16 protein-coding genes are annotated in these 18,905 nt (G+C 64.0%); 3 read left to right on the top strand and 13 right to left on the bottom strand.

Annotated features, from left to right (window positions below; genetic code table 11):
• Positions 1 to 26 precede the first annotated feature (26 nt).
• Complete coding sequence (locus IPL79_10115) at positions 27 to 206, top strand: DUF1328 domain-containing protein (GenBank protein MBK9071342.1); 180 nt, start codon at positions 27 to 29, stop codon at positions 204 to 206.
• Positions 207 to 440: 234 nt separating this feature from the next.
• Here IPL79_10115 and IPL79_10110 read toward each other — a convergent pair whose 3' ends face one another.
• From IPL79_10110 to IPL79_10080, 7 genes are all read right to left on the bottom strand, one after another.
• The gene (locus IPL79_10110) at positions 441 to 686 is read right to left on the bottom strand and encodes a YkgJ family cysteine cluster protein (protein ID MBK9071341.1); all 246 of its coding nucleotides are present in this window, start codon (positions 684 to 686) and stop codon (positions 441 to 443) included.
• Positions 686 to 2,071, bottom strand: a complete 1,386-nt coding sequence (locus IPL79_10105) for a dihydroorotase (GenBank protein MBK9071340.1) — start codon at positions 2,069 to 2,071, stop codon at positions 686 to 688. Before IPL79_10105 ends, IPL79_10110 begins: the two co-directional genes overlap by 1 nt.
• A gap of 11 nt (positions 2,072 to 2,082) precedes the next feature.
• Positions 2,083 to 2,682, bottom strand: a complete 600-nt coding sequence (locus IPL79_10100; protein ID MBK9071339.1) for a hypothetical protein — start codon at positions 2,680 to 2,682, stop codon at positions 2,083 to 2,085.
• Entirely contained in the window at positions 2,679 to 4,409 is a 1,731-nt protein-coding gene (locus IPL79_10095) for a propionyl-CoA carboxylase (protein ID MBK9071338.1), read from the bottom strand. The genes IPL79_10100 and IPL79_10095 overlap by 4 nt, the downstream gene beginning before the upstream one ends.
• Positions 4,410 to 4,434: 25 nt before the next feature.
• A complete protein-coding gene (locus IPL79_10090) occupies positions 4,435 to 5,802 on the bottom strand; it encodes an ATP-grasp domain-containing protein (GenBank protein ID MBK9071337.1) in 1,368 nt (455 codons plus the stop codon).
• A gap of 23 nt (positions 5,803 to 5,825) precedes the next feature.
• Positions 5,826 to 6,836, bottom strand: coding sequence for a hypothetical protein (locus IPL79_10085; protein MBK9071336.1), 1,011 nt, complete (start codon positions 6,834 to 6,836; stop codon positions 5,826 to 5,828).
• Between the two features lie 113 nt (positions 6,837 to 6,949).
• On the bottom strand, positions 6,950 to 8,830 hold the full coding sequence (locus IPL79_10080) for a hypothetical protein (protein MBK9071335.1): 1,881 nt from the start codon (positions 8,828 to 8,830) through the stop codon (positions 6,950 to 6,952).
• 47 nt (positions 8,831 to 8,877) lie between these two features.
• Between IPL79_10080 and IPL79_10075 the strand changes: the two genes are divergently transcribed.
• Positions 8,878 to 11,646: a tetratricopeptide repeat protein gene (locus tag IPL79_10075; GenBank protein ID MBK9071334.1), complete on the top strand. Its 2,769-nt coding sequence runs from the start codon at positions 8,878 to 8,880 to the stop codon at positions 11,644 to 11,646.
• A gap of 39 nt (positions 11,647 to 11,685) precedes the next feature.
• Here IPL79_10075 and yhbY read toward each other — a convergent pair whose 3' ends face one another.
• From yhbY to IPL79_10055, 4 genes are all read right to left on the bottom strand, one after another.
• Positions 11,686 to 11,991 carry a ribosome assembly RNA-binding protein YhbY gene (gene yhbY, locus IPL79_10070; protein MBK9071333.1) on the bottom strand — a complete coding sequence of 102 codons (306 nt, stop codon included), beginning with the start codon at positions 11,989 to 11,991 and terminating at the stop codon, positions 11,686 to 11,688.
• 30 nt (positions 11,992 to 12,021) lie between these two features.
• Positions 12,022 to 13,107 carry a hypothetical protein gene (locus IPL79_10065; protein ID MBK9071332.1) on the bottom strand — a complete coding sequence of 362 codons (1,086 nt, stop codon included), beginning with the start codon at positions 13,105 to 13,107 and terminating at the stop codon, positions 12,022 to 12,024.
• Between the two features lie 278 nt (positions 13,108 to 13,385).
• Positions 13,386 to 14,222 carry a hypothetical protein gene (locus IPL79_10060; protein MBK9071331.1) on the bottom strand — a complete coding sequence of 279 codons (837 nt, stop codon included), beginning with the start codon at positions 14,220 to 14,222 and terminating at the stop codon, positions 13,386 to 13,388.
• 444 nt (positions 14,223 to 14,666) lie between these two features.
• Positions 14,667 to 15,290, bottom strand: coding sequence for a radical SAM protein (locus IPL79_10055; protein ID MBK9071330.1), 624 nt, complete (start codon positions 15,288 to 15,290; stop codon positions 14,667 to 14,669).
• A gap of 61 nt (positions 15,291 to 15,351) precedes the next feature.
• On the opposite strand from IPL79_10055, the gene IPL79_10050 reads away from it, so the two are divergent.
• Positions 15,352 to 16,329, top strand: a complete 978-nt coding sequence (locus tag IPL79_10050) for a hypothetical protein (GenBank protein MBK9071329.1) — start codon at positions 15,352 to 15,354, stop codon at positions 16,327 to 16,329.
• On the opposite strand, the gene IPL79_10045 is transcribed toward IPL79_10050, so the two are convergent.
• Positions 16,317 to 16,736, bottom strand: a complete 420-nt coding sequence (locus tag IPL79_10045; GenBank protein MBK9071328.1) for a hypothetical protein — start codon at positions 16,734 to 16,736, stop codon at positions 16,317 to 16,319. The genes IPL79_10050 and IPL79_10045 overlap by 13 nt on opposite strands.
• 16 nt (positions 16,737 to 16,752) lie before the next feature.
• Positions 16,753 to 18,879, bottom strand: a complete 2,127-nt coding sequence (locus IPL79_10040) for a protein kinase (protein MBK9071327.1) — start codon at positions 18,877 to 18,879, stop codon at positions 16,753 to 16,755.
• Between the last annotated feature and the right edge of the window lie 26 nt (positions 18,880 to 18,905).

The following is an 18,905-nucleotide window of genomic DNA, read 5'->3' as shown; positions in this document are numbered from 1 at the left end:
GATAGAATTGTCGGTAAGGCGAAGCAATGTTTTATTGGGCAGTCATATGGTTTGTCCTGGCCGTGATTTCGGCGGTCTTCGCGTACGCTGGCTTTCCGTACGTCGTTGCCGTCATCGCCAAGGTCGTGCTTGCATTTTCGACGTCCTTTGCGATCGCATGCTTTGCCATGGGGCGCCGGCCTAAGAAGAATTCGCCATTGCACTAAAGGCAGGTGGGCGCACGTTTCTTCCGCGAGCGTAGATTGCAGGGCGGTGTGGCGGGCACCGCCGGTGGTGGATACCACAGGCGTCTCGCGCAGCCCGGGCGGGGCGCTATCCGCGAGCAGGAAGACATGTGCGCCCACCTACCGGTCTGCATGCGCAGTCCAAAACCCCAGATCCCACATTCGCATTAGGGCAAATCACACGCCTGGTCTATGCTCAGAAACGAGGGACGCCCCCTAGGCGATGCCGAACACGTCGAGGTATTTGCGTACGCGCTGAGGCAGGGTAGGCGCGGCAATTAGTTCGCATAGCTCGTCGGCCTGGTAGCCGCGACACACGCTGGGCCTGGTCTCATAGATGGTGCAGCGCAGGTCATCGCCAAGGTGTTTGCACGGCACGCCGATCGGTTTGCCTAGCGCCGTGATATCAGGCGCCACGCAGCAGGCGCCGCACTGGGTGCATTCGCGGGCGGCTTTCGGCATTAACGAAAACTCAAGGGCCGCGACGGCGCGCGGTTGCGCTGAGGCATCAGCGTGTCCATGTAGCGCAAGGGCTTGCCGACGCGCGGCTCCATCACCTGGCCGTCGCGCATGGCAAACTGTCCGCGCACGATGGTGGCGAGCGGCTTGCCGGTTACGCGCATGCCATCAAAGGGCGTCCACCCGACCTTGCTCGCCATGTCGCGGTTGGCAAGCGTATGCGTCGCCGCTAGGTCGGCAATGCAAAAATCAGCGTCGTAGCCGACCGCGATGCGCCCCTTGCCGGCGATGTTCCACACGCGCGCCGGGCCATCGCACAGGACATCGACCAGCTTCTCCAGCGAGAGCCGGCCTTGGTGGACGTGGTCGAGCATGAGCGGCAGCAGGGTTTGCACGCCGGGCATGCCAGAAGGGCTTTGCGGATAGGGCTTGCCTTCTTCCTCCAGCGTGTGCGGCGCATGGTCGGTGGTCACCATGTCAAACACGCCTTCGTTGAGCGCGCTCCACAGCGCTTCCTGGTGCGAGGCGTCGCGAATCGGCGGATTCATCTGCGCTAGCGTGCCGAGGCGTTCGTAGCATTCAGGCGCCGCGAGCGTCAGATGCTGCACGCAAACCTCAGCGGTCACCCAGTCGCGATTGCCTGCGATGAGCGGAATCTCATCAGCCGAGGTGACGTGCAAGATATGAATGCGGCGGCCATAGCGCTTTGCCAAGGCAATCGCGCGCGCGGTGGCTAGGCGCGCGGTTTCGACGTCGCGCCACAGCGGATGCGCGCTGACATGGCCTTCGGCCTCGGCGAGCTTTTTTCGCAGCCGCAGGCGGTCTTCGTCTTCGGCATGCAGCGCGACGCGGCGCCGTCCGTGCGATAGCACCTGCGCCAAATCCTCATCCGACGCGACCAGCAAGCGCCCCGTCGAGCTGCCCATAAAAACTTTGACGCCAACGCACGCCGGCAGTTCTTCGAGCGTGTCGAGGTCATGCACGTTGTGTGGCGTCGCGCCGACAAAGAAGCCAATGTCACACGCGGCGCGGCCGGCGGCGCGCGCGACCTTGTCCGCCAAATCGGGCGCGCTGATGGTGGGTGGGTCGGTGTTGGGCATTTCCAGCACCGAGGTCACGCCGCCCAAGACCGCCGCCGCCGTGCCGCTGGCGAGGTCTTCTTTGTGTTCCATTCCAGGTTCGCGAAAGTGAACCTGGGCATCAATAATGCCCGGCAGCACGCACAGGCCCTTGGCATCATACGTCTGCAACGCGGCGACGTCACCAAGGTTGCCTAGCGCGGCGATCTTGCCCGCGCGGACGCCGATGTCGATGGCGAAGCGGCCGCCTGGCACCACGACCTCGCCGCCGTGGATAAGTAAGTCAAAGGGTTGCTGTGCATCCGTCATGTGCGCCTCGCTTATGGCGACGCCGACGCATCTTCGAGCGCAAAGAGCGCGTCGCCGCTGCCGACATCAAGTTCTTCACCCACCAACACGGCGGTAATCCGCGCCCTGGCCGGCAGGGTTGGCCCGCCGTACGTAACGCGATGAAAGGTTTTCATCACCTCGAGCAGACAAAGCGTCTGGCCGGCGGTCACCACGTCGCCGACATTTACGAAATTCGGCTTGTCAGGCGACGGGCGGCCATAGAAGCGACCGCTCGAGGGCGCGCAAAATTCTAGGCCCCCGCTGCGCGCGGAAATGTGGGCCGTGGCCTGATCGCCCGTCAGATCGCCAAGCGGGGCGACCGCGAACAGCTCGCGCTTGAAGTCGACCGCAAACCGGCCACCTGCCTGCGCGACGGCTGAGATGCGTCCGACCAAGCCCGCGGGCGCCAGCAGCGCCACCTGGTCGCCAAGCGTGTCGAGCTGGCCGAGCAGCATGCCGGGCGCGATGACGTCGCCGCGCCGGACGGCAGGGACAAACCAGCCAACGCCGGGCGACAACAGCGCTTGTGAGCCTTCATGGGTGCCGCCCAGCAAGGCGCTAAGGCTGGCTGCGTGTTGGCGGCCCTTCATCGCAGGCCTCCAACCAATTCTTTCAAGTCGTGCATCGACCAGATGCGAGGGTTTTTCACCCGGCGATGGCCCGTGGCCTGATACGCCATTTCGGTGAGGTTCACGAGCCATGTCCGCAATTCGGACAGCGAGACGATTTCATCGGTATCTAGCTGGCGCGCGGCCGCATACGGGTCCATGTCGCCCTCGATGCGCGTTTCGACCTCGCGCATGCCGGCTTCGATCTTGCCGCGCTCGTTCGTATCTTGCGTCACGATCTGGAAGTCGTCGTCGAGCTTGGTGTTAAACGCGGCGATCGCCAGCGTGCGGCCCTCCATCACGCTCTGCCGCGCGATCGGCGTCGAGAGCTGTACCACGGGCTCAAACGGCAGGCCGCTCATGGCGTAATACCCGGCGCCGGAGGCCTTGCGCAGCAGCACGGTAAACGTCGGCACCGTGTTGGTGCTGTTGGTGTAGATCAGACTCGAGCCATAGGCGAGCAGGCCCAGACGCTCGGCCTCGGCGCCAATGTCAAAGCCCGAGATGTCCTGCAGCCAGATCAGCGGTATGCCGTCGTCATTGCAGGCGCGCGCAAAGGCGCTGATCTTGGCGATGCCGGCGCGATAGAGAATGCCGCCGGGGCGTGGCTGCTCGGGATGCTCGGGATTGCCAACCAGCCCCTGGCGATTGATGATGAGCCCGGCGTAGAGGCCTCCCAGCCGCGCGACGCCGCAGATCATCTCTTCGCCGACCTGCGGCATGCATTCCCAAAACAGGCTTTGGTCGACGAGCCGCGCCAACACTTGATGCGCGTCGTAGACCTCGCGATAATCGTTGGGCATGAGCGAGGCGAGCTCGCGCGGCGCATAACGCGGCGCCATGGCCTGGGCGCCGTGGCGATAATAGGCCGCGCCCGACGACGGCAGCATGGCGATTTCGCGGCGGATTGAAATCAGCAGCGTCTCATCGTCCGGAACGCGGACATCGGCACAGCCCGATTGATGAACGTGCACTTCTGGCCCGCCGATGTCGAGCGAGGTGATCTTCTGGCTCTTGGCGCCCTTAATCAGCGCGGCACCCGCAATGACCATGTACGCCTGCTCTGTCATATAGACCCGATCGCTGATCATCGGCATATAGCCGCCGCCGGCGATGCAGTCGCCAAAGACGCCCGCTACTTGCGGCACGCCCGCCGCCGACAGCTCGCTGTTCATCTTAAAGATATGCCCGGCGCCGTGCAGGCCGGGAAAGGTCTTGGCCTGCTCGGGCAAAAAGAGCCCCGAGCAATCGACGAGATAGACCACTGGCAGGCGCAGGCGCAGCGCCATGGTCTGCGCGCGCTGGATTTTCTCGGGGGTGCGCGGCCACCACGCGCCGGAGGCGACGGTGTTGTCATTGCCGATCACCATGCACCAGCGCTGCTCGATACGCGCAAACGCCGTGACGACGCCGGCCGCCGGCGAAATTTGATCGCCAGGAAAGGTTTGGCCGTAGTTTACAAAGGTGCCGACCTCAAAGGGTTCGCTGCCTGGGTCGATGAGCTGAGCCAAACGCTCGCGCACGGTGAGCTTGCCTTTTTTGTGCACGCGCTCGACGTAGGCCGCACCCCAGCCCTCGTGGACTTGGTGGCGCCGCGCCGTTAGCGTTGCGTCGTGCTTGGCAGTCGCCTCGGCGCGTTCGGCGCGAGTTGCCTCGTCGAGCAACGAGGCCAGCGGGGTGCCGATGGTGGTTAAGGGAACAAATGACATGGGTCGCTTCCTTGCCTCGGGTATGCTATGGCCACCCGGGAATGCTGCGCGTATCGTAGGTGCTCGCGATGAAGGCGGGCGAACGCAAGATGGCCAGGTGCATCGGCACCGTCGTGGCGATGCCTTCGCAGACCAGGCCCTCTAGCGCGGCGATCATGGTTGCGCGGGCTGCCTCGCGCGTGGCGCCGTAAGCGATCGCCTTGCAAATGAGGCTGTCGTAGTGCGGCGGCACCTCGTAGCCCGACGCAACGTGCGTATCAAACCGCGCGCCGGGCAGCGTGGGCACCTGCCAGCGCACGATGCGGCCTGGGCTCGGCGCAAAATTCGCCGACGGATCTTCGGCGTTGATGCGGCATTCGATGGCGTGACCGGCCAGCCGAACGTCGCCTTGCGCCAGCGCCAAGCGGTGGCCCGCCGCCATCTCGATTTGCAGCTTGACCAGATCGAGGCCCGCGCGCAGCTCGCTGACCGAGTGTTCGACTTGCAGGCGCGTGTTCATTTCCATGAAGCGCAGCACGCCGCGACCCCCGTCAGGCCGGCCCGCGTCTTGATCGAGCAAGAATTCCATGGTGCCAGCGCCGACATAGCCAATCTTGGCCGCCGCCGCCGCCGCGAGCTCGCAGGTGGCGCGGCGCAGCGCCTCGTCAAGCACAGGCGACGGGCTCTCTTCGATCAGCTTTTGATGGTTGCGCTGCACCGTGCAGTCGCGCTCGCCGAGGTGAATCGCATGGCCATATTTGTCGGCCATGATCTGGACTTCGATGTGGCGGCCGCCCTCAATGAGGCGCTCAAGATAGACGCGGTCGTCGCCGAACGCGGCGCGGGCCTCGGTTTGGGCGTCGTTATAGGCTGCCGCGACCTCGCCGCGCGCGCGCGCGATGCGCATGCCGCGACCACCGCCGCCCGATTCCGCCTTGAGCAAGACCGGATAGCCGACTTCGTCCGCAATTCGGACAGCTTCGTCGGCGCTTGCCAGCGGGCCGTCGCTGCCGGGAATCATCGTCAGGCCGGCGGCCGCCATGGCGCGCTTGGCCGGCGTTTTTTGCCCCATGAGCGCCATGGCCGCCGCAGGTGGCCCAATAAAGGTTATGCCATGCTGTTCACACAGGCTCGCGAGCAAGGGATTTTCCGAGAGAAAGCCCCAGCCCGGATGCAGCGCGGTGCAACGCGTTTGCACCGCGGCCTGCACCACCTTGGCAACGTCGAGATAGCTCTGCGCCGAACGAGCGGGGCCGAGCACAACAATCTCGCGATGGCGAGTGTAGGGAGCGTCGCGATCCGCCTCAGATACCGCGAACACCGGCACGATCCCTAGCTCGTCACATGCCCTGGCGATGCGCACCGCAACCTCGCCGCGATTGGCGATAAATAAGCGCCGGAAACTGGCAGGCATAGCGCCCGCACGCTAGCACAAAGCTACTGCGCGGCGAGCCACGCCTGCAGCTCTTCGCGGGTGCAGACGCCTTTTTCAATCAGAATCGCCAGCAGCTTGCGGAGCACCTGTTCGTCGCGAACTTGCTTGGCGGCAACATCGTTTAGCTGTGCGTTTAGCTGGTGCAGCGCCGCGTTGAGCCGCTTGATCATGTCATCCACGCCGGGCGTGGTTGGAGGCAGGCTGATGCCCGACGTACGAGGCGCCGCGTTCGGTGGAGGTGGTGGCGCCGTAAGCCCGCGGCTTCGAGGCGCTGCTGCCGCGCTGGGTCCCGGGCCAATGCCAAGCTCGACGTCAAGGCCCTCGATGCCCTGCGAGTTGGAGGCGGGAGGCGCGGGTCTGCGCTCGGCAGGTTGCGCTAGGCCCGAGCTGCCGGCGGCAGTGTCGAGGCGTTGTGCGCCATGCCGCGATGCCTTGGTGCGCGTGCCATCGGTGTGCATTACCTCAAAGCTGCTGGTCTCCTCGGCCGAGAACGAATCCGACCACCCCGATCCACCAGACGCGCCGCCGCCGCCGCCGACACCACCCGGGCCCTGTGGCCCCTGCGTCATGCGCGCGGTCGACACGCCGACCTGATAAAAGCGTCCGATCGCTTTTTCCAGCGCGCGCGGGCCGCACAAATGCGGCCTGACATTGAGCTTGGTCATCACCTGCAGCGCATCGATGGTGCTCTGATTGGTGGCATCGATCATCGCGACGTCGAGAAACTTCATCGGCTGCGAAAAGGGCAGCACGCCGGTGGTGTGACAGAACTGCGCCGGCACCAAGGCCAGCACGGTGGGGTGGATGTTGATGTTCGTTACGTCGACGATCGGCAACGTAAGCTGGCGGCTTAGCGTTTGCACGAGCACGTCTTCGGAGACTAAGCCTAGGTCGACGAAAAAACGGCCCAGGGGACCACCCCAACGCTTCTGTTCGGACAAGGCGGCGCGCAAGCCGTCTTCGTTGATGAGACGGGCTTCGAGCAACATCTCGCCAAGTCGCTTGCGGGCCATAAATAAATGGTAACACGATCCCGAATAAAGCTAGTTTTTTGGCACCCGTCCTGGTCCCCAGGTAGGCGCGGTCAGCGCGTGGCAGCCGTGCCGGTTTGGTCATTAGGGCGGGCCTAGGGCGCAATCGTGGCCGTGCCGGTAGCTAGCAGGCTCGTCAAAAACGAGCTCGACTGCCGCACGGCGTCGCTGTTATCGAAGTAGACAAAATGGCCGTCTTGTCCGGCCGCCGGTTGGTACTGTGCGACCGCCACCGTGACCCCGTCGAGATTGTTGCTAAGCGGCGCCGCCTGGGGCAGCACGGCGCGCAGATCGAGGCCTTCGATGGTGTCGAGCGCAGGCAAAAGCTGTGGCGCGCTCATGCTGGTGGCCAGGGCCTCGGCACCGGGATTTGGCGTGTACGAGTCGCCAATGCCCTCGATCATGAAAATGGGATAAGGCGCACGACCTGGCGATGATGCCGTTAGCCGTGCCCCGTAGTTCACGGGATCCGCGGGATCAATCCAGGTTTGCGCCAAGGCGAGCACGGGATGAAACTCATCCACCACCGTCTCACCCAGTGCGCCTGCGATTAGGCCGGGAATGTCGAGTGGTTCAATTTTTTTGGTGGCGCTGATATAAAACAGCCCCCCGCCACCTGAGAGGATGGCCCCCGCCAACCGCGTTTCATGGGCAAGAAATGGCGTGCCCGTCAGCGCCCCCTGGGAATGGCCGATAAAAAAGACGCGGCTGGGATCGAACTTGCAGGGGCGCGCAGGGTCAGCGTCAGTTTCGACAAAGTCGATGGTGTCGACCAACCGACGCAGCGACAGCAAGTCGGCGCTGCCTTGCAAAACGTTGTCGCGCGCCGCATACGGATTGAAGTAATTAAAGAAGGCGATCTGCGGATCGCCGCCGGGGTTGCGCGGTCCGTGCAGCACCTGATCAATCGAGATCATCGCGAAGCCCAAGACGGCGTAGCGCAGCGCCAAGCGTTCGGTGACAAACGATTCGACGTCGCCCGACGTGCCGTGGGCGTAGAGGATGATCGGCCAGCCAGCGGGCGGCATCTCACCCGTTGGTACCGTGACCGAAACGCGCATCGATTCTTGCCGCGCGACGAGTGGTAGCCCCGCTTCATCGAACTCGATAAAGCCGGTCTCTCCGACGTTGTATGGCACGTCGCCTTGTTGGAAATTTGGCGCCGTATAGGAGCCGCGGTAGAGGCGAAAATACGCGTTGCCAACGGCAAAATCGAGCGCGTCGATGGCTGGCGCCGCGGCGTCGGCGATGAATTCGGCGATGGCTGCTAGGGAGTCCGAGCTGCTGCGGGTGGTGAACACGGTGGCCACCGCAATCTCGTCGACGGGTGGGGCGTCGGCGCTGGCGAGATAGGCGCGCAGCGGCGCGAGCGAGGCATAAACCGCGGCGGTGGTGCCACTGCCATCATCGGGAGGCGCGCTGTCCTTAAGTTGCGCGGCGAAGGCGGCAGGTTGCGCCGCGACGCGCGTGGTAATAATGACGGCGTACGTAGTTTGCTCGTCGAGCGGAAAGCCCGGGAAGGGCATGACGGCCAAGTAGTTGTCGCCGATATAGCGCCCCGCCTCGGCGCGAAATGCCAGGCTCACCGGCACGCGCTGACCAAAGCCCCCAGAGGCTGGGTCGACATTGATAAGCTGGACCCCACCAGCCGCTTCCATCGAGGCCGATGGCGAGGGCAGGGCGGCTTGGTCGAGGCCACCATCAAATCTAAAATAAATGGCGCTGTTGCGGCCAAAGCCCACGACACCCGTGGCGATGGCGTCGAGATAACGGCGCACCAGCACCTTGCCGGCGTCTGGAAACACGCTGAGATCTGGGTGGCCCGCTGCATCGACGCGTGCATTGGACGGAAATGGCAGCGCAAAAAAATCCGCGCTCAGGTTGGCGGGCTCCCAGATTGGATTTGCGGGCGGCGACGAACAGGCCGCAAGTGCGCCAACCAGGCAAAGCAAGGGCAGGCGGGGTGGTTTGCGCATGGAGGCGCAGTGTAGCAAACGCGCCAAGAGTCTGTCACAGTGACGCAATGAAACCGAGGTTGGTCAGGTTTTCGCGTGCGACGTTTGGCGGATTTGTCACAGCGTGTGCGGTCGCGGCGTTGTGCATGGCGCAGGTGACCGCGCAGCCTGGGCCGGTCGCACCGGCAACGGCACTTCCAAGCCCATCGGCGGCGATGGCAGGGCTCCGCGAGGCCGAGGCGTTGCAGCAGGCAGGCAAGCATGCCGAGGCGTTGGTCGCAGCGCGCGCCTTGGCGGCGCAGCCCAACCGGCCCTTGGCGGCGCGCGGCGTCATGTTGGCTGCCGATATTCTCGTTGCGACGGGGCGGCGCGCTGAAGCGATCACCATGGTTGATGCGGCCATGGCCACCAACCCAGACCAAGGCCTTCGGTATAAGCGAGGCATCCTGGCGCAGCGCGCGGGCGATTTGGCGACGGCGCGCAAGGTGTTTGGTTTCTTCATTGCCGAATCAGACGCCGGGCGCATCGATTTGCAAGATCCGCGTGCCTTGCTCTATTTGGCCCAGGCGGCGCGTTACACCGGCGAGTACCAGCTTGCCAATGATGCGCTAAAGGAGGCCTGGAAGCTCGATCGCAACGATGCCGAGATCGCGCTGGTGTGGGCGGAGGTGTTTAATCAAAAGTATGCCTCCGCGTTGGCGGTGGCGACGCTTGAGGAGGCCTTGGCGGTGCAGCCCGACCATCCTGACCTGTTGGCCGCAATGGCCGGCTCGGCGCTCGCCGAGCGCTACGATCTCGCCGCGGCCTACGACTTGATCGAAAAGGCGCTGCGCGGCAATCCACGGCATGAGCATGCCTTGCTCGTGCGCGCCTCGATCGAGATCGATAAGAATCAATGGGAAGCCGCCCAGCAAACGTTGGCGTCGGTGCTGAAAACGAATCCCGAATCGCTTGAGGCCCTGAGCTATGCGGCGACCGTGGCCTGGGTGCGTGACCAGCCGCTCGGCTATGAGACGCACAAAAAACGCGTGCTCGCGCTCAACCCGGCCTATGCCGATTTCTATCGCACGGTGGCGCGTTCGGCCGAGCGCGAGCATCGCTACGCGGCCGCTGTCGAGCTGCTCAAGACCGGCTTGGCCTTGGTGCCCGGTTATGCCGAGCTTGAAGCAGATATAGGGCTTGGCTACCTGCGGCTGGGCGACGAGGCCGAAGGCATGAAATGGTTGCAAAAGGCGTGGCAGGGCGATCCGTATAATGTGCGGACCTACAACACCTTAGAGCTGTACGACGAGACCATCAAACAAGAATACGTGACGCGGCTCTCGCCCTCGTTTCGCTTTCGCTTTCATCGCGATGAGGCCGCGGTGCTGAGCCGATATATCGAGCCGACGCTTGAGCGCGCATTTGCGTCAATGTCGAAGCGCTATGGCTTCGTACCCAAGACGCCGGTGGTAATCGAACTCTATGCCGATCGGCAAGACTACGCGATTCGCACCGTCGGCCTGCCCGATTTGGGCGCGCTGGGGGTTTGTTTTGGCCAGGTCATCACCGCGATCTCGCCGACGCATGGCGACCTAAATTGGGGCATGGTGCTGTGGCACGAGCTGGCGCACGTCTTCGCGGTGCAGCTGTCCAATTCGCGCGTGCCGCGGTGGTATACCGAAGGCCTCTCAGAATACGAAACGCTCATCGTGCGGCCGGAATGGCGGCGCGAAAATGACGCCGAGCTGTACGCCGCCATGGTGCATGGCACGCTGCCCTCGGTGGCGGAGCTCAACCATCGCTTTATGCAGCCCGACGTCGACGGCGTGGTCGTCGCGTACTACCTGTCCGCGGTCACGATCGAATACATCGTCAACACCTATGGTTTTGACAAAATCGTGCAGGGCCTTCGCCTCTTTGGCAAAGGCCAAGAGACGCCGGAGGTGATCGCCGCCATAACGTCGCGCTCGGTGGCGCAGTTTGATCGCGAGTTTCGCACGTATCTCGAAAAGCGGCTCGCGCCCTATAAGGGCAGCTTCGTGCTGCCCCGCAAGCCCACCACCGCGCTGGAGGTGCTAAAGGCCGAGGCTTCTGCCGCGCCGCGCGACGTTGCGAAGCAAGAGGCGCTCACGGCGGCCTACTACTATGCAGGCGATGCGCCTAGCGCGGAAGCCGCGGCGAGGGCAACGCTGGCGCTGCGCGGCACCAGCGCCGTCGCGCTGTTCGTGCTCGGCGAGGTCGCCATGGCCGCCGAGGACGCGCCCACGGCTAGTCGCCACTTCGGCGCGCTCGTGAAGGCCGGCCATGACGGCGCGTTGGTGCGGCTGCGGCTCGCTGAGATCGCACGGGCCCTGGGCGAAACCGATCAAGTTGCCGTGCAGCTCGCGGCAGCAAAAGCGTTCGATCCCGAAGACAGCGGGCCTTACCAGCAACTGGCCGACGCCTTTTTTAAGCAAGGCGATAAGGCGCGCGCCGCGGCGGAGCTGGGTCACTACGTCATGCTCGAGCAAATGGAAATCGCGCCGCTCAAGCGCTTGATGACGATCCATAGCGAACTCGGTCAGTGGGCACGCGTGGTGACGTATGGCGAGATGGCCATGTTCATTGCGCCGCTTGATGCGGAGGTCTTGATGATGTTGGGCGCGGCCTATGTGGCGGAGAAAAAAGGCGCACCCGCGCTCTACACCTATGACACGGTGCTGGCACTAAAAGCCACCGTGCGCCGTCCGGCATTGGCCCACGTCGGGCGGGCGCAAGCGCTGCGGCTGCTCGGCAAGCTGGCAGATGCCAAGGCAGCCGCGGCCGAGGCCTTGCGCCTCGAGCCGGACAATGCCGAGGCGCTAAAGTTAAGGTGAGCGCGAACGGCCCGAGGTTCCGCATGCAGCCGCGCTGCCTTATCTCGGTCGGCTGGGTAGCTTAAGCGATGGCGTCTCCGGGTGCGCCTTGTACAGCAGCACGATATTGCCGAGCACCTGCGCCACTTCACTGTGCGTGGCGGTAGCCAACTCGGTGGCGGCGGTATGCCGATCCGCGCCTGCGCGCTCACCGAGCTTAACTTTGATCAGCTCATGATCAAGGAGCGCGCGCTCGACGGCCGCGAAGACGGCGCTGGTGAGGCCATCTTTACCAACAATGACGACGGGCGATAGTTCGTGTGCCAGCGCGCGCAGATAGCGCCTGTGCTTCCCGGTTAGTTCCATGCCGCCAGGTAGCAGACCACTTGGCAGAGATCAACGCGATTTGCGAGCGGTGCGTCGGCGGGCGAGGCCAGCGGCGGCCATGGCGAGCAAGAGCGAGGCGAGCGAAGGCGCCCCACCTGCTTGGCAGCCACCGACAACGTTGTTGTTGTAGCCGTTGCCGGGCTCGGTCGTGTCGCCGCCGAGCGGGTCGTTGCCCTCGCCCGGTTCGCCGCCTGGTTCACCGCCTGGACCTTCTTCAGGTGGCGTACCGCCACCGCCTGGAGGGGGTGGGTTGGAGCCGTCGCTGGCGCCGATGCGCTGGACCAGCATTTGGTGCGAGTTTTGCCCCGCGCCGCCAAAGCAAGGCTGGCTTTGGCTGAGACCGCACAAGCGATTGCCGAACTCACCGCAGCTCACGAGTTGGTCTTTAAAGGTGCGGCGGCCGTTGTAGTTTTGATAGGTCATCGGGTCCGAGGCGAGCATCTCGTGGTCAAGGCCATACGTATGCGCCCACTCTTGCAAGACGGTCGAGCAAATCTCGTCGATATCTGGGGCCCCACCGGGATTGTAAAACGTTGCGCCCGCAAATGCGAACGAGGGGGCGCCGGCGATATCAGAGCAATCTAAGGTGTAAGGCGCGATGCCGCCAACGTTAGGTGACTCGCCGATGGCGGCGGCCGTACCGCCAATGAAGACCTCTTTGTGGGCCACGGCGCCGGGATTGGTGACGACAACCTGAACATTAAACGGCGCGACCACCTCAGCCACGCAGGCCGCCAACGCGTCTTTGGCGGCTTGAGAGGCGCCCCACGCTGGCATGTTGGTTGGTTGACCTACGATCGTCGACTTGGCGATGTAGCTCGTGCCACCGCTGGTGAAGTCGATCGAGGTGTTCTGGCCAGGGGCGATCAACCCGCCCGTCATGTTGAGATAGAGAATGTGCGCATTTGCGGCCTCGATGCTGCCGCCCACCGGTAAGTTGCTCAGATCGCCACCGTCGGCGATTTTCGGCACCAGCTGGCGCATGGTTACCTTGCCGTTGGGAGCGACGGTGTCCGAGCGATAGAACGAGTACATGGGCGCATCTTGCCCGGCGCGAAAGGCTTTGCTTGCGCTCGGCGCTTGCGCTTGAGCCACTCACCGTAACCGCGGAGAGTGCCGCAAGGGCGAGCATCGAACGCGTGCGACGCGCGATGCGCTTCGCGGCGGACTTGACGCTAGCTTGAACCACCGCGTTAATGTGTTGGTTTGGCATATAGGGGAGACACATTGCAGAGACCGTGCCATCGGCGAGACGGCCAGGCATCGATTTGGCTAAGGCGAGCAGCGCTGGGCGTAAGGCGTGCGGCGGCACTGCACAAACCTAGGGTGGGGAGTCACCCCCCCAGGGTGGGGGACCCGCCCCCACGGAGAAGCTAAGACATGTATGTGCGTCGCGCTGATATCAATACCATCGCGAGCAGCAGCGAAATAAGGCTTGCCGCGCCGTGTGCGCCGCCGGCGTTGCAGCCCGCGGCTTCATCGTCAGGCGAAAGCGAAATCGAATCGCCGGTGCGGTCAGTTGCCAGGCCAACGCGATCCGCGATTAGCTTGAAGGTGTTTTGCGTCTCGCTGCAAACGTTGCCACCGATGCCGCAGGTACGCCCGGCGTATTCGCCGCATTGCACCTCTTCATCGATAAACGCGCGTTCTTCGCTATAGCTTAGATAAGACATGATATCCGGGGCATTGAAGCTGTGGTCGACGCCGAGCGCGTGCGCGATTTCTTGCGCCGTCGTGTCGCACAGGGAATCGAGATCGACGCTGGCGGCCTGGCCGACCAAGAATTGCGCGTCGCCCTCGTGGGTGTAGACCTCCGCGAATGAAAAGACGATGGCGTTGGAGATGACCGAACAATCCCAGGCAAACGGGGCGACGCCGCCATGGCCGGCGGGCAAGCCAAGATCTTGCGGGCGGCCGCCGATGACGGCCTCAATGTGGGGCGTCCTTTCGCCAGGGTCGACGTCGGTGACCTCGACCGCAAATGGCGCAAAACGATGCGAAACGCATGATTGCAGCTTGCTCCACGTATCATCATCGGTGCGCCAGGCAGGGATGATCGAATTTTGTTTTGGCACCGAGGACGTGTTGGTGCGTGAATTATTGAGGTACGCATTCGCGTAGTAGGTGCCGCCATCGCGATTGAGATAGACGACCAGCCTGCCGTCGGCGAGATGGTCCGTCCGCGTTGCGTCGTCAGTTGGCGGTGCCACGTCGGGAGCGTTTGCGCCCACTAAGGCCGAGCTGGCTGTCGCATTGCTGGCTACTGCCAGACACATCAACGCAAGCAACAGCCGCCTCACGAGCAGAGTTACTTCACGGATTGTGCCAAGCCTGAAACACGCGCCTACGACACACGCACATACAGCGCGGGTGATCGCGCTGCGGGTGCGTGCTTGCGTAGGGGCGCGCACCTGCGCAGCGCAAGCGCGGGGTGAATAGTACTGTCCATGCGAGTAGTTGCGTTGATCTTAAAACGCTTGCAAAGAGCGGCTAGAGCGTCGAATTTGCGTGATTACATCTGGCTGCGTTACCCCATGGTGTGGGGCACGCGCCTCGTTTGCCCACCAATCCTCGCGATCGCGCACATGACAAAATGCGGCCTCGTGCCGCGCGCAGTGACGAATTTTGCGATCCGATCGCGCGCGCATGGAAGGCTAGGGTACGCCGAGGATCTTATGTAACTGCAGCGACAGGCGCCATCGCGGATGACGCGCCACCAGCTCAAGGCTGCGGGCAAGATGACGATCGTAGGCGGCGTCCATACATGGTTGTGCGAAATACAGCGCGCGCGGCCACCGCGCCTCGTAGCTTGCCAAGACCTGGGCATTCACCGAGTCATCGATGACCAACTTGCATTCGTTGGGGGCCACGTGTGGGTGGAGCGAAAATCGACCGTCGTGAAACTGTGGCTTGGGCGATACCGTTAACCAATCGACGGGCGCCTTGAGGGCATGCGTGCCATTGGATTCCATGTGCGCCACGAAGCCAGCTTGCTGCAGCGCCGCGGCGAGCGACGCGTCCCACTGCAGCGACGGCTCGCCACCCGTCACGATGACGCGGCGGCTGTGATGCACATCGAGCACGAGCAACCGCGCGACGATTTCATCGGCAGATAGGCGCTGCGCGCCGGCGGCGGCGAAGTCGGTATCGCACCAGCTGCAGGCGAGGTTGCAGACGGCGAAGCGCAGAAAGACGCAAGGCATGCCCGCGTGCGCGCCTTCGCCTTGCAGGGTAGGCCCAAACAGCTCCTTAACCAGATAGGCATCAGGTGCGGCCACGACCGTCGTGTATGCCGCACCGCTGCTTTGCGCAAGCGAAAACCTTGCACATCGGGTCTACATGCGGCAAACCGGCGCCATGGCCGTGAGGTGGTACCGCATGCTGGTCGCGACGCACGTGCTTGGGCTTGTCGCGGGCGCCGGTAGTAGCTGCGATAGGCAGCATGAGGCGCCGCGCGCGGCCGCGCCGCCCGGGCCCGCCGCGTCTGCTCCGCTCACTGAACCGCGGTGTACCCTTTTGCCTTTCGCCGCAAGTGCGCCCGTGGCCGAGGCGTCGGGCGCCGTCGTGCTTCCCGAAGGTGACATTCTGGTTGTCGGCGACAGCGGCACCGACGGCGCGTTTGCCTTGCTGCGCGCAGATAGCGGCGAAACCTTGCAGGTCGGGGCGCTGCCGCTCGGCAAAGGTGCGAGCGACGATCTCGAAGGGCTCACGCTTGATGGCGGCAAGCTCGTGGCGATCACCAGCAGCGGTTGGATCCGCGTATGGCGCATTGGCGCCGCCGTGCCGGGCGGTGCGGCGGGATTTGAGCTAGCGGATGGGCCTTACCCAATCGCGCCCGTGACGCCCGCTTGCCCCGGTGAAAAGGTCAATTGCGGTGGCAACTACGAGGGCTTGTGCCTGCGTCACGGCGAGGCGCCGAGCGGGGCATGCGCTGGCTTTGCGGCGGCCAAGGCGACCAACCAATTGGTGTGTCTGGTGAGAAAAGATGGTCGGCTCGCGCTTGATCCATCGCGAACGATTGCCTTGCCCGGCAAGCAGGCCGTCTCGGGCTGCGATTTCGACCCAGCGGATCAAGCGGTCTTTGTCGGGATGAACGCGTTTGGCGCCTTTGCGGTCTATCGCATCACCGCGTGGGACCTCGCCGCGGGCCCGGGCAAGCCGGGCGCCGCCACTGCTACCCAACCGCTTGTCGACCGCCTCGGGCCACTGGGCGCCGGTTTCCCTGAAGCGATCGCTGTTGCCGCTGGCGGCCTCGTGTATCGATTTTCCGATACCAGCAGCGCACCCTCGCAGCAGTGGAAATTTCACTGTCGATAGCGCGGCGCGAGCGCGACGAGCAACGCGGTAACCATCGCGAAGACCCCCGAGGCCAGCATCGCCATTGGCCACGAAAGGTCAAACGACGCGCGAAATCTTGGCGACGCAAAGAACAGCGCGACGGCGAGCGTGCCGCAAATCGCGAGCAGAAAGCTCCACGCCCCACGGCTGCGTTTCAGTGACAACCACGACAGCCACATGGTGCAGGCGCCCGTTATCAATAGGCTGGCGACGATGGGATAGGCGATAACGCCCGGTGCGCGATGTAAACGGTTATCGACCAACATGGCGGCGAGCCCGAGCAGGAAAAGGCCGGCCCCGAGCACAAGCGTCAGGCCATGTACTGGCAAGGCTAAGCTTTCGGCGGCGGTGCTAGCGGCCAACGGAGCTTGATTAGGTGGCGCCATGGCAGCGAAGTCTACCTCAAAAAAGTGAGACGAGAATGGCGATCAAGATCAGAACACCCCACGCCGCGAGAAACCAATACAATTTAGGGAGCGCCTTGAGCCGCGCCAACGTGCTCGCGGGCACGCGCGCCGCGCTGGTGGCGACGGGCATGTGCGTGACATAGGCGGCAAGCGGGTCGGGTGCGGGCATGGGGCCGCCAAAACCAGGCGCGGCGGCTGCGCTGGTTGGGCGCACCACCGGCGCCAACGGCGGCTCGAGCGGCGAGGGGGCTTGTTGCGTTTGGGCGAACGCCGCAGGCGCGTACGTCGGTACCCGATATGGCGATTGTCCGACAATCTGCGCCGCGCTGCGCCGCTGCGACGCGGCTAATTCCTGTGGTGCAAGCTGCAACGGCGATCCTGCTCGTGGTGCCGGCGGCGCGGTCGCGCTGGCGCTGCTGGGGACCGCCTCGATCATCGATGGATCGATCGCCATCGTATGCTCGTGCGCTTCAAACATGGATGGATCGATGGCCATGGTCGATTCGGTCGCCTCATCCATCATAGAAGGATCGACCGCCATGGTGCGCTCGTCTTGAAACAAGGAGGCCCCGCCAGCGGGCGGAAGGGTTTGCGAGATCTCCTCGACGAGCGCATCGCCACCCATCACGGTCTGATCATCTAGGCCGAATTCTGATGCTGGAAGCGTCGAACCTGCCGCCGGCGCCGGCGCATGCGTGGCCACAACCGCGCGTCCCGTTTTTGGCCTCTCGCCCACCGACTTGCCAGCCAGTGACGCCGAGCGCGACCTAAGCATTTCTGGCACCATGCGTGTCGTTTCGTCGTCGACGGGGCGTTGGTCCAAGGCAAGGCGAGTGGCTCCATCGCCCGTGGTGGCGTGTGCCGAGACGATGCGCGTCGACTCGTCGCCAAATCCTGCCTGCCCCAGCGGGCCTGCCGGGTCCGCGATCATGCGCGTGGCTTCGTCGGCAAAGCTCTGCTGCGGCGCAACCAGCCGCGTCGCCTCGTCCTCGACGCCGGGCGGGGGGACCGCTGCGGTTACCGCCGAGGGCGAAAGTGGGCTTCGTGCGAGCTTGGTTTCTTCAACCTCAAACTGATCGAGCGCGGCGCGGGCCGCGAGCACGTCGGCGACGTCGCTGGCCTCGCCGGCGTGAAACGCACTCGGGCCGACGTGAATAATGCTGGCCTCGGGTGACGAGAAATCGGCCTGCTGGGAATGGCTGGTGGACCGCATTTGCCGTTTGGCGGCTTCGAGTCGGGTGACTAGGCGTGCAAGCTCGGTGGCCGGATCAACCGCGGTCGATTCGAGCTGATAGCGCGCCTCTCGCAACAACGTCGCGAATTGAGCCGCCGTTTGGGGACGGTCTGCGGGATTGCGCGCGAGCGCCCGCATCATCAAAACGTCGAGCTGCATCGGCAATTCGTTATCGATCGTGCGCGGCCGCGGAATGCGCCCGTCGAGCAGCGCCGAGGTCGCCGCCGCCTCGCTGAGGTGCGAGAACAGCCGCTGCCCGGTGACCAATTCAAACAACACCACGCCTAGCGAGAAGACATCGCTGCGCGCATCGAGCAGATCGCCCGCGACCAGCTCGGGTGACACATAGGCCACGCGGCGGTGGCCCGCGAGGTGGCCGCCATCAGGTCGCGTCGCAAAGCCAAAGTCGGTGAGCTTGACCTCGCCCGCGAGCGACAACAAGATATTGGGCGGCGAGACGTCGCGATGCACCACGCGCAGCGGCTTGCCATCGGGGCCGGGCGTGGTGTGGGCGTAGGCGAGGGCCTCGGCGACCTCGGCCGCGATATGCAGCGCCAGATCGAGCGAAATGCGTTCGCCGCGCGCTTCGCAGTATTTCTGCAATGTCGCGACGTTGGCGCCATCGACATACTCGAGCACCATCAAATAAGCGCCGTCATCGCCTAGGCCGACGTCGAAAACCTGGACGATATTGCGATGGCGCAGCTTTGACACGAGCTTGGCTTCGGCGAGCAACCAGTCGACGTAGCGTTTGTCGCGCTGTAGGTGAGGCAGCAGGCGTTTGATCGCGATGGGCTTTTCAAACCCGCTCGACGCCAGCGCGCGGCCGCGAAACATCTCCGCGGAAGCGCCGGTGCCAAGGCGCTCGATTAGCTCGTACTTACTCACCCTCCGCAAGCATACCACAGGCGCAA

Source organism: Myxococcales bacterium, assembly GCA_016716835.1.
GTDB lineage: Bacteria > Myxococcota_A > Polyangia > Haliangiales > Haliangiaceae > JADJUW01.
Note: the sequence above shows the minus strand (reverse complement) of the source record. Positions and strands in the feature narration are given on the sequence as shown.

Excerpts from the sequence above, each read along its gene's own strand:
- IPL79_10100 (MBK9071339.1), bottom strand. The coding sequence starts at position 2,682 with ATGAAGGGCCGCCAACACGCAGCCAGCCTTAGCGCCTTGCTGGGCGGC.
- IPL79_10085 (MBK9071336.1), bottom strand. The coding sequence starts at position 6,836 with ATGGCCCGCAAGCGACTTGGCGAGATGTTGCTCGAAGCCCGTCTCATC.
- IPL79_10110 (MBK9071341.1), bottom strand. The coding sequence starts at position 686 with ATGCCGAAAGCCGCCCGCGAATGCACCCAGTGCGGCGCCTGCTGCGTG.
- IPL79_10090 (MBK9071337.1), bottom strand. The coding sequence starts at position 5,802 with ATGCCTGCCAGTTTCCGGCGCTTATTTATCGCCAATCGCGGCGAGGTT.
- IPL79_10080 (MBK9071335.1), bottom strand. The coding sequence starts at position 8,830 with ATGCGCAAACCACCCCGCCTGCCCTTGCTTTGCCTGGTTGGCGCACTT.
- yhbY (MBK9071333.1), bottom strand. The coding sequence starts at position 11,991 with ATGGAACTAACCGGGAAGCACAGGCGCTATCTGCGCGCGCTGGCACAC.
- IPL79_10095 (MBK9071338.1), bottom strand. The coding sequence starts at position 4,409 with ATGTCATTTGTTCCCTTAACCACCATCGGCACCCCGCTGGCCTCGTTG.
- IPL79_10105 (MBK9071340.1), bottom strand. The coding sequence starts at position 2,071 with ATGACGGATGCACAGCAACCCTTTGACTTACTTATCCACGGCGGCGAG.
- IPL79_10075 (MBK9071334.1), top strand. The coding sequence starts at position 8,878 with ATGAAACCGAGGTTGGTCAGGTTTTCGCGTGCGACGTTTGGCGGATTT.
- IPL79_10115 (MBK9071342.1), top strand. The coding sequence starts at position 27 with ATGTTTTATTGGGCAGTCATATGGTTTGTCCTGGCCGTGATTTCGGCG.
- IPL79_10050 (MBK9071329.1), top strand. The coding sequence starts at position 15,352 with ATGCGGCAAACCGGCGCCATGGCCGTGAGGTGGTACCGCATGCTGGTC.
- IPL79_10045 (MBK9071328.1), bottom strand. The coding sequence starts at position 16,736 with ATGGCGCCACCTAATCAAGCTCCGTTGGCCGCTAGCACCGCCGCCGAA.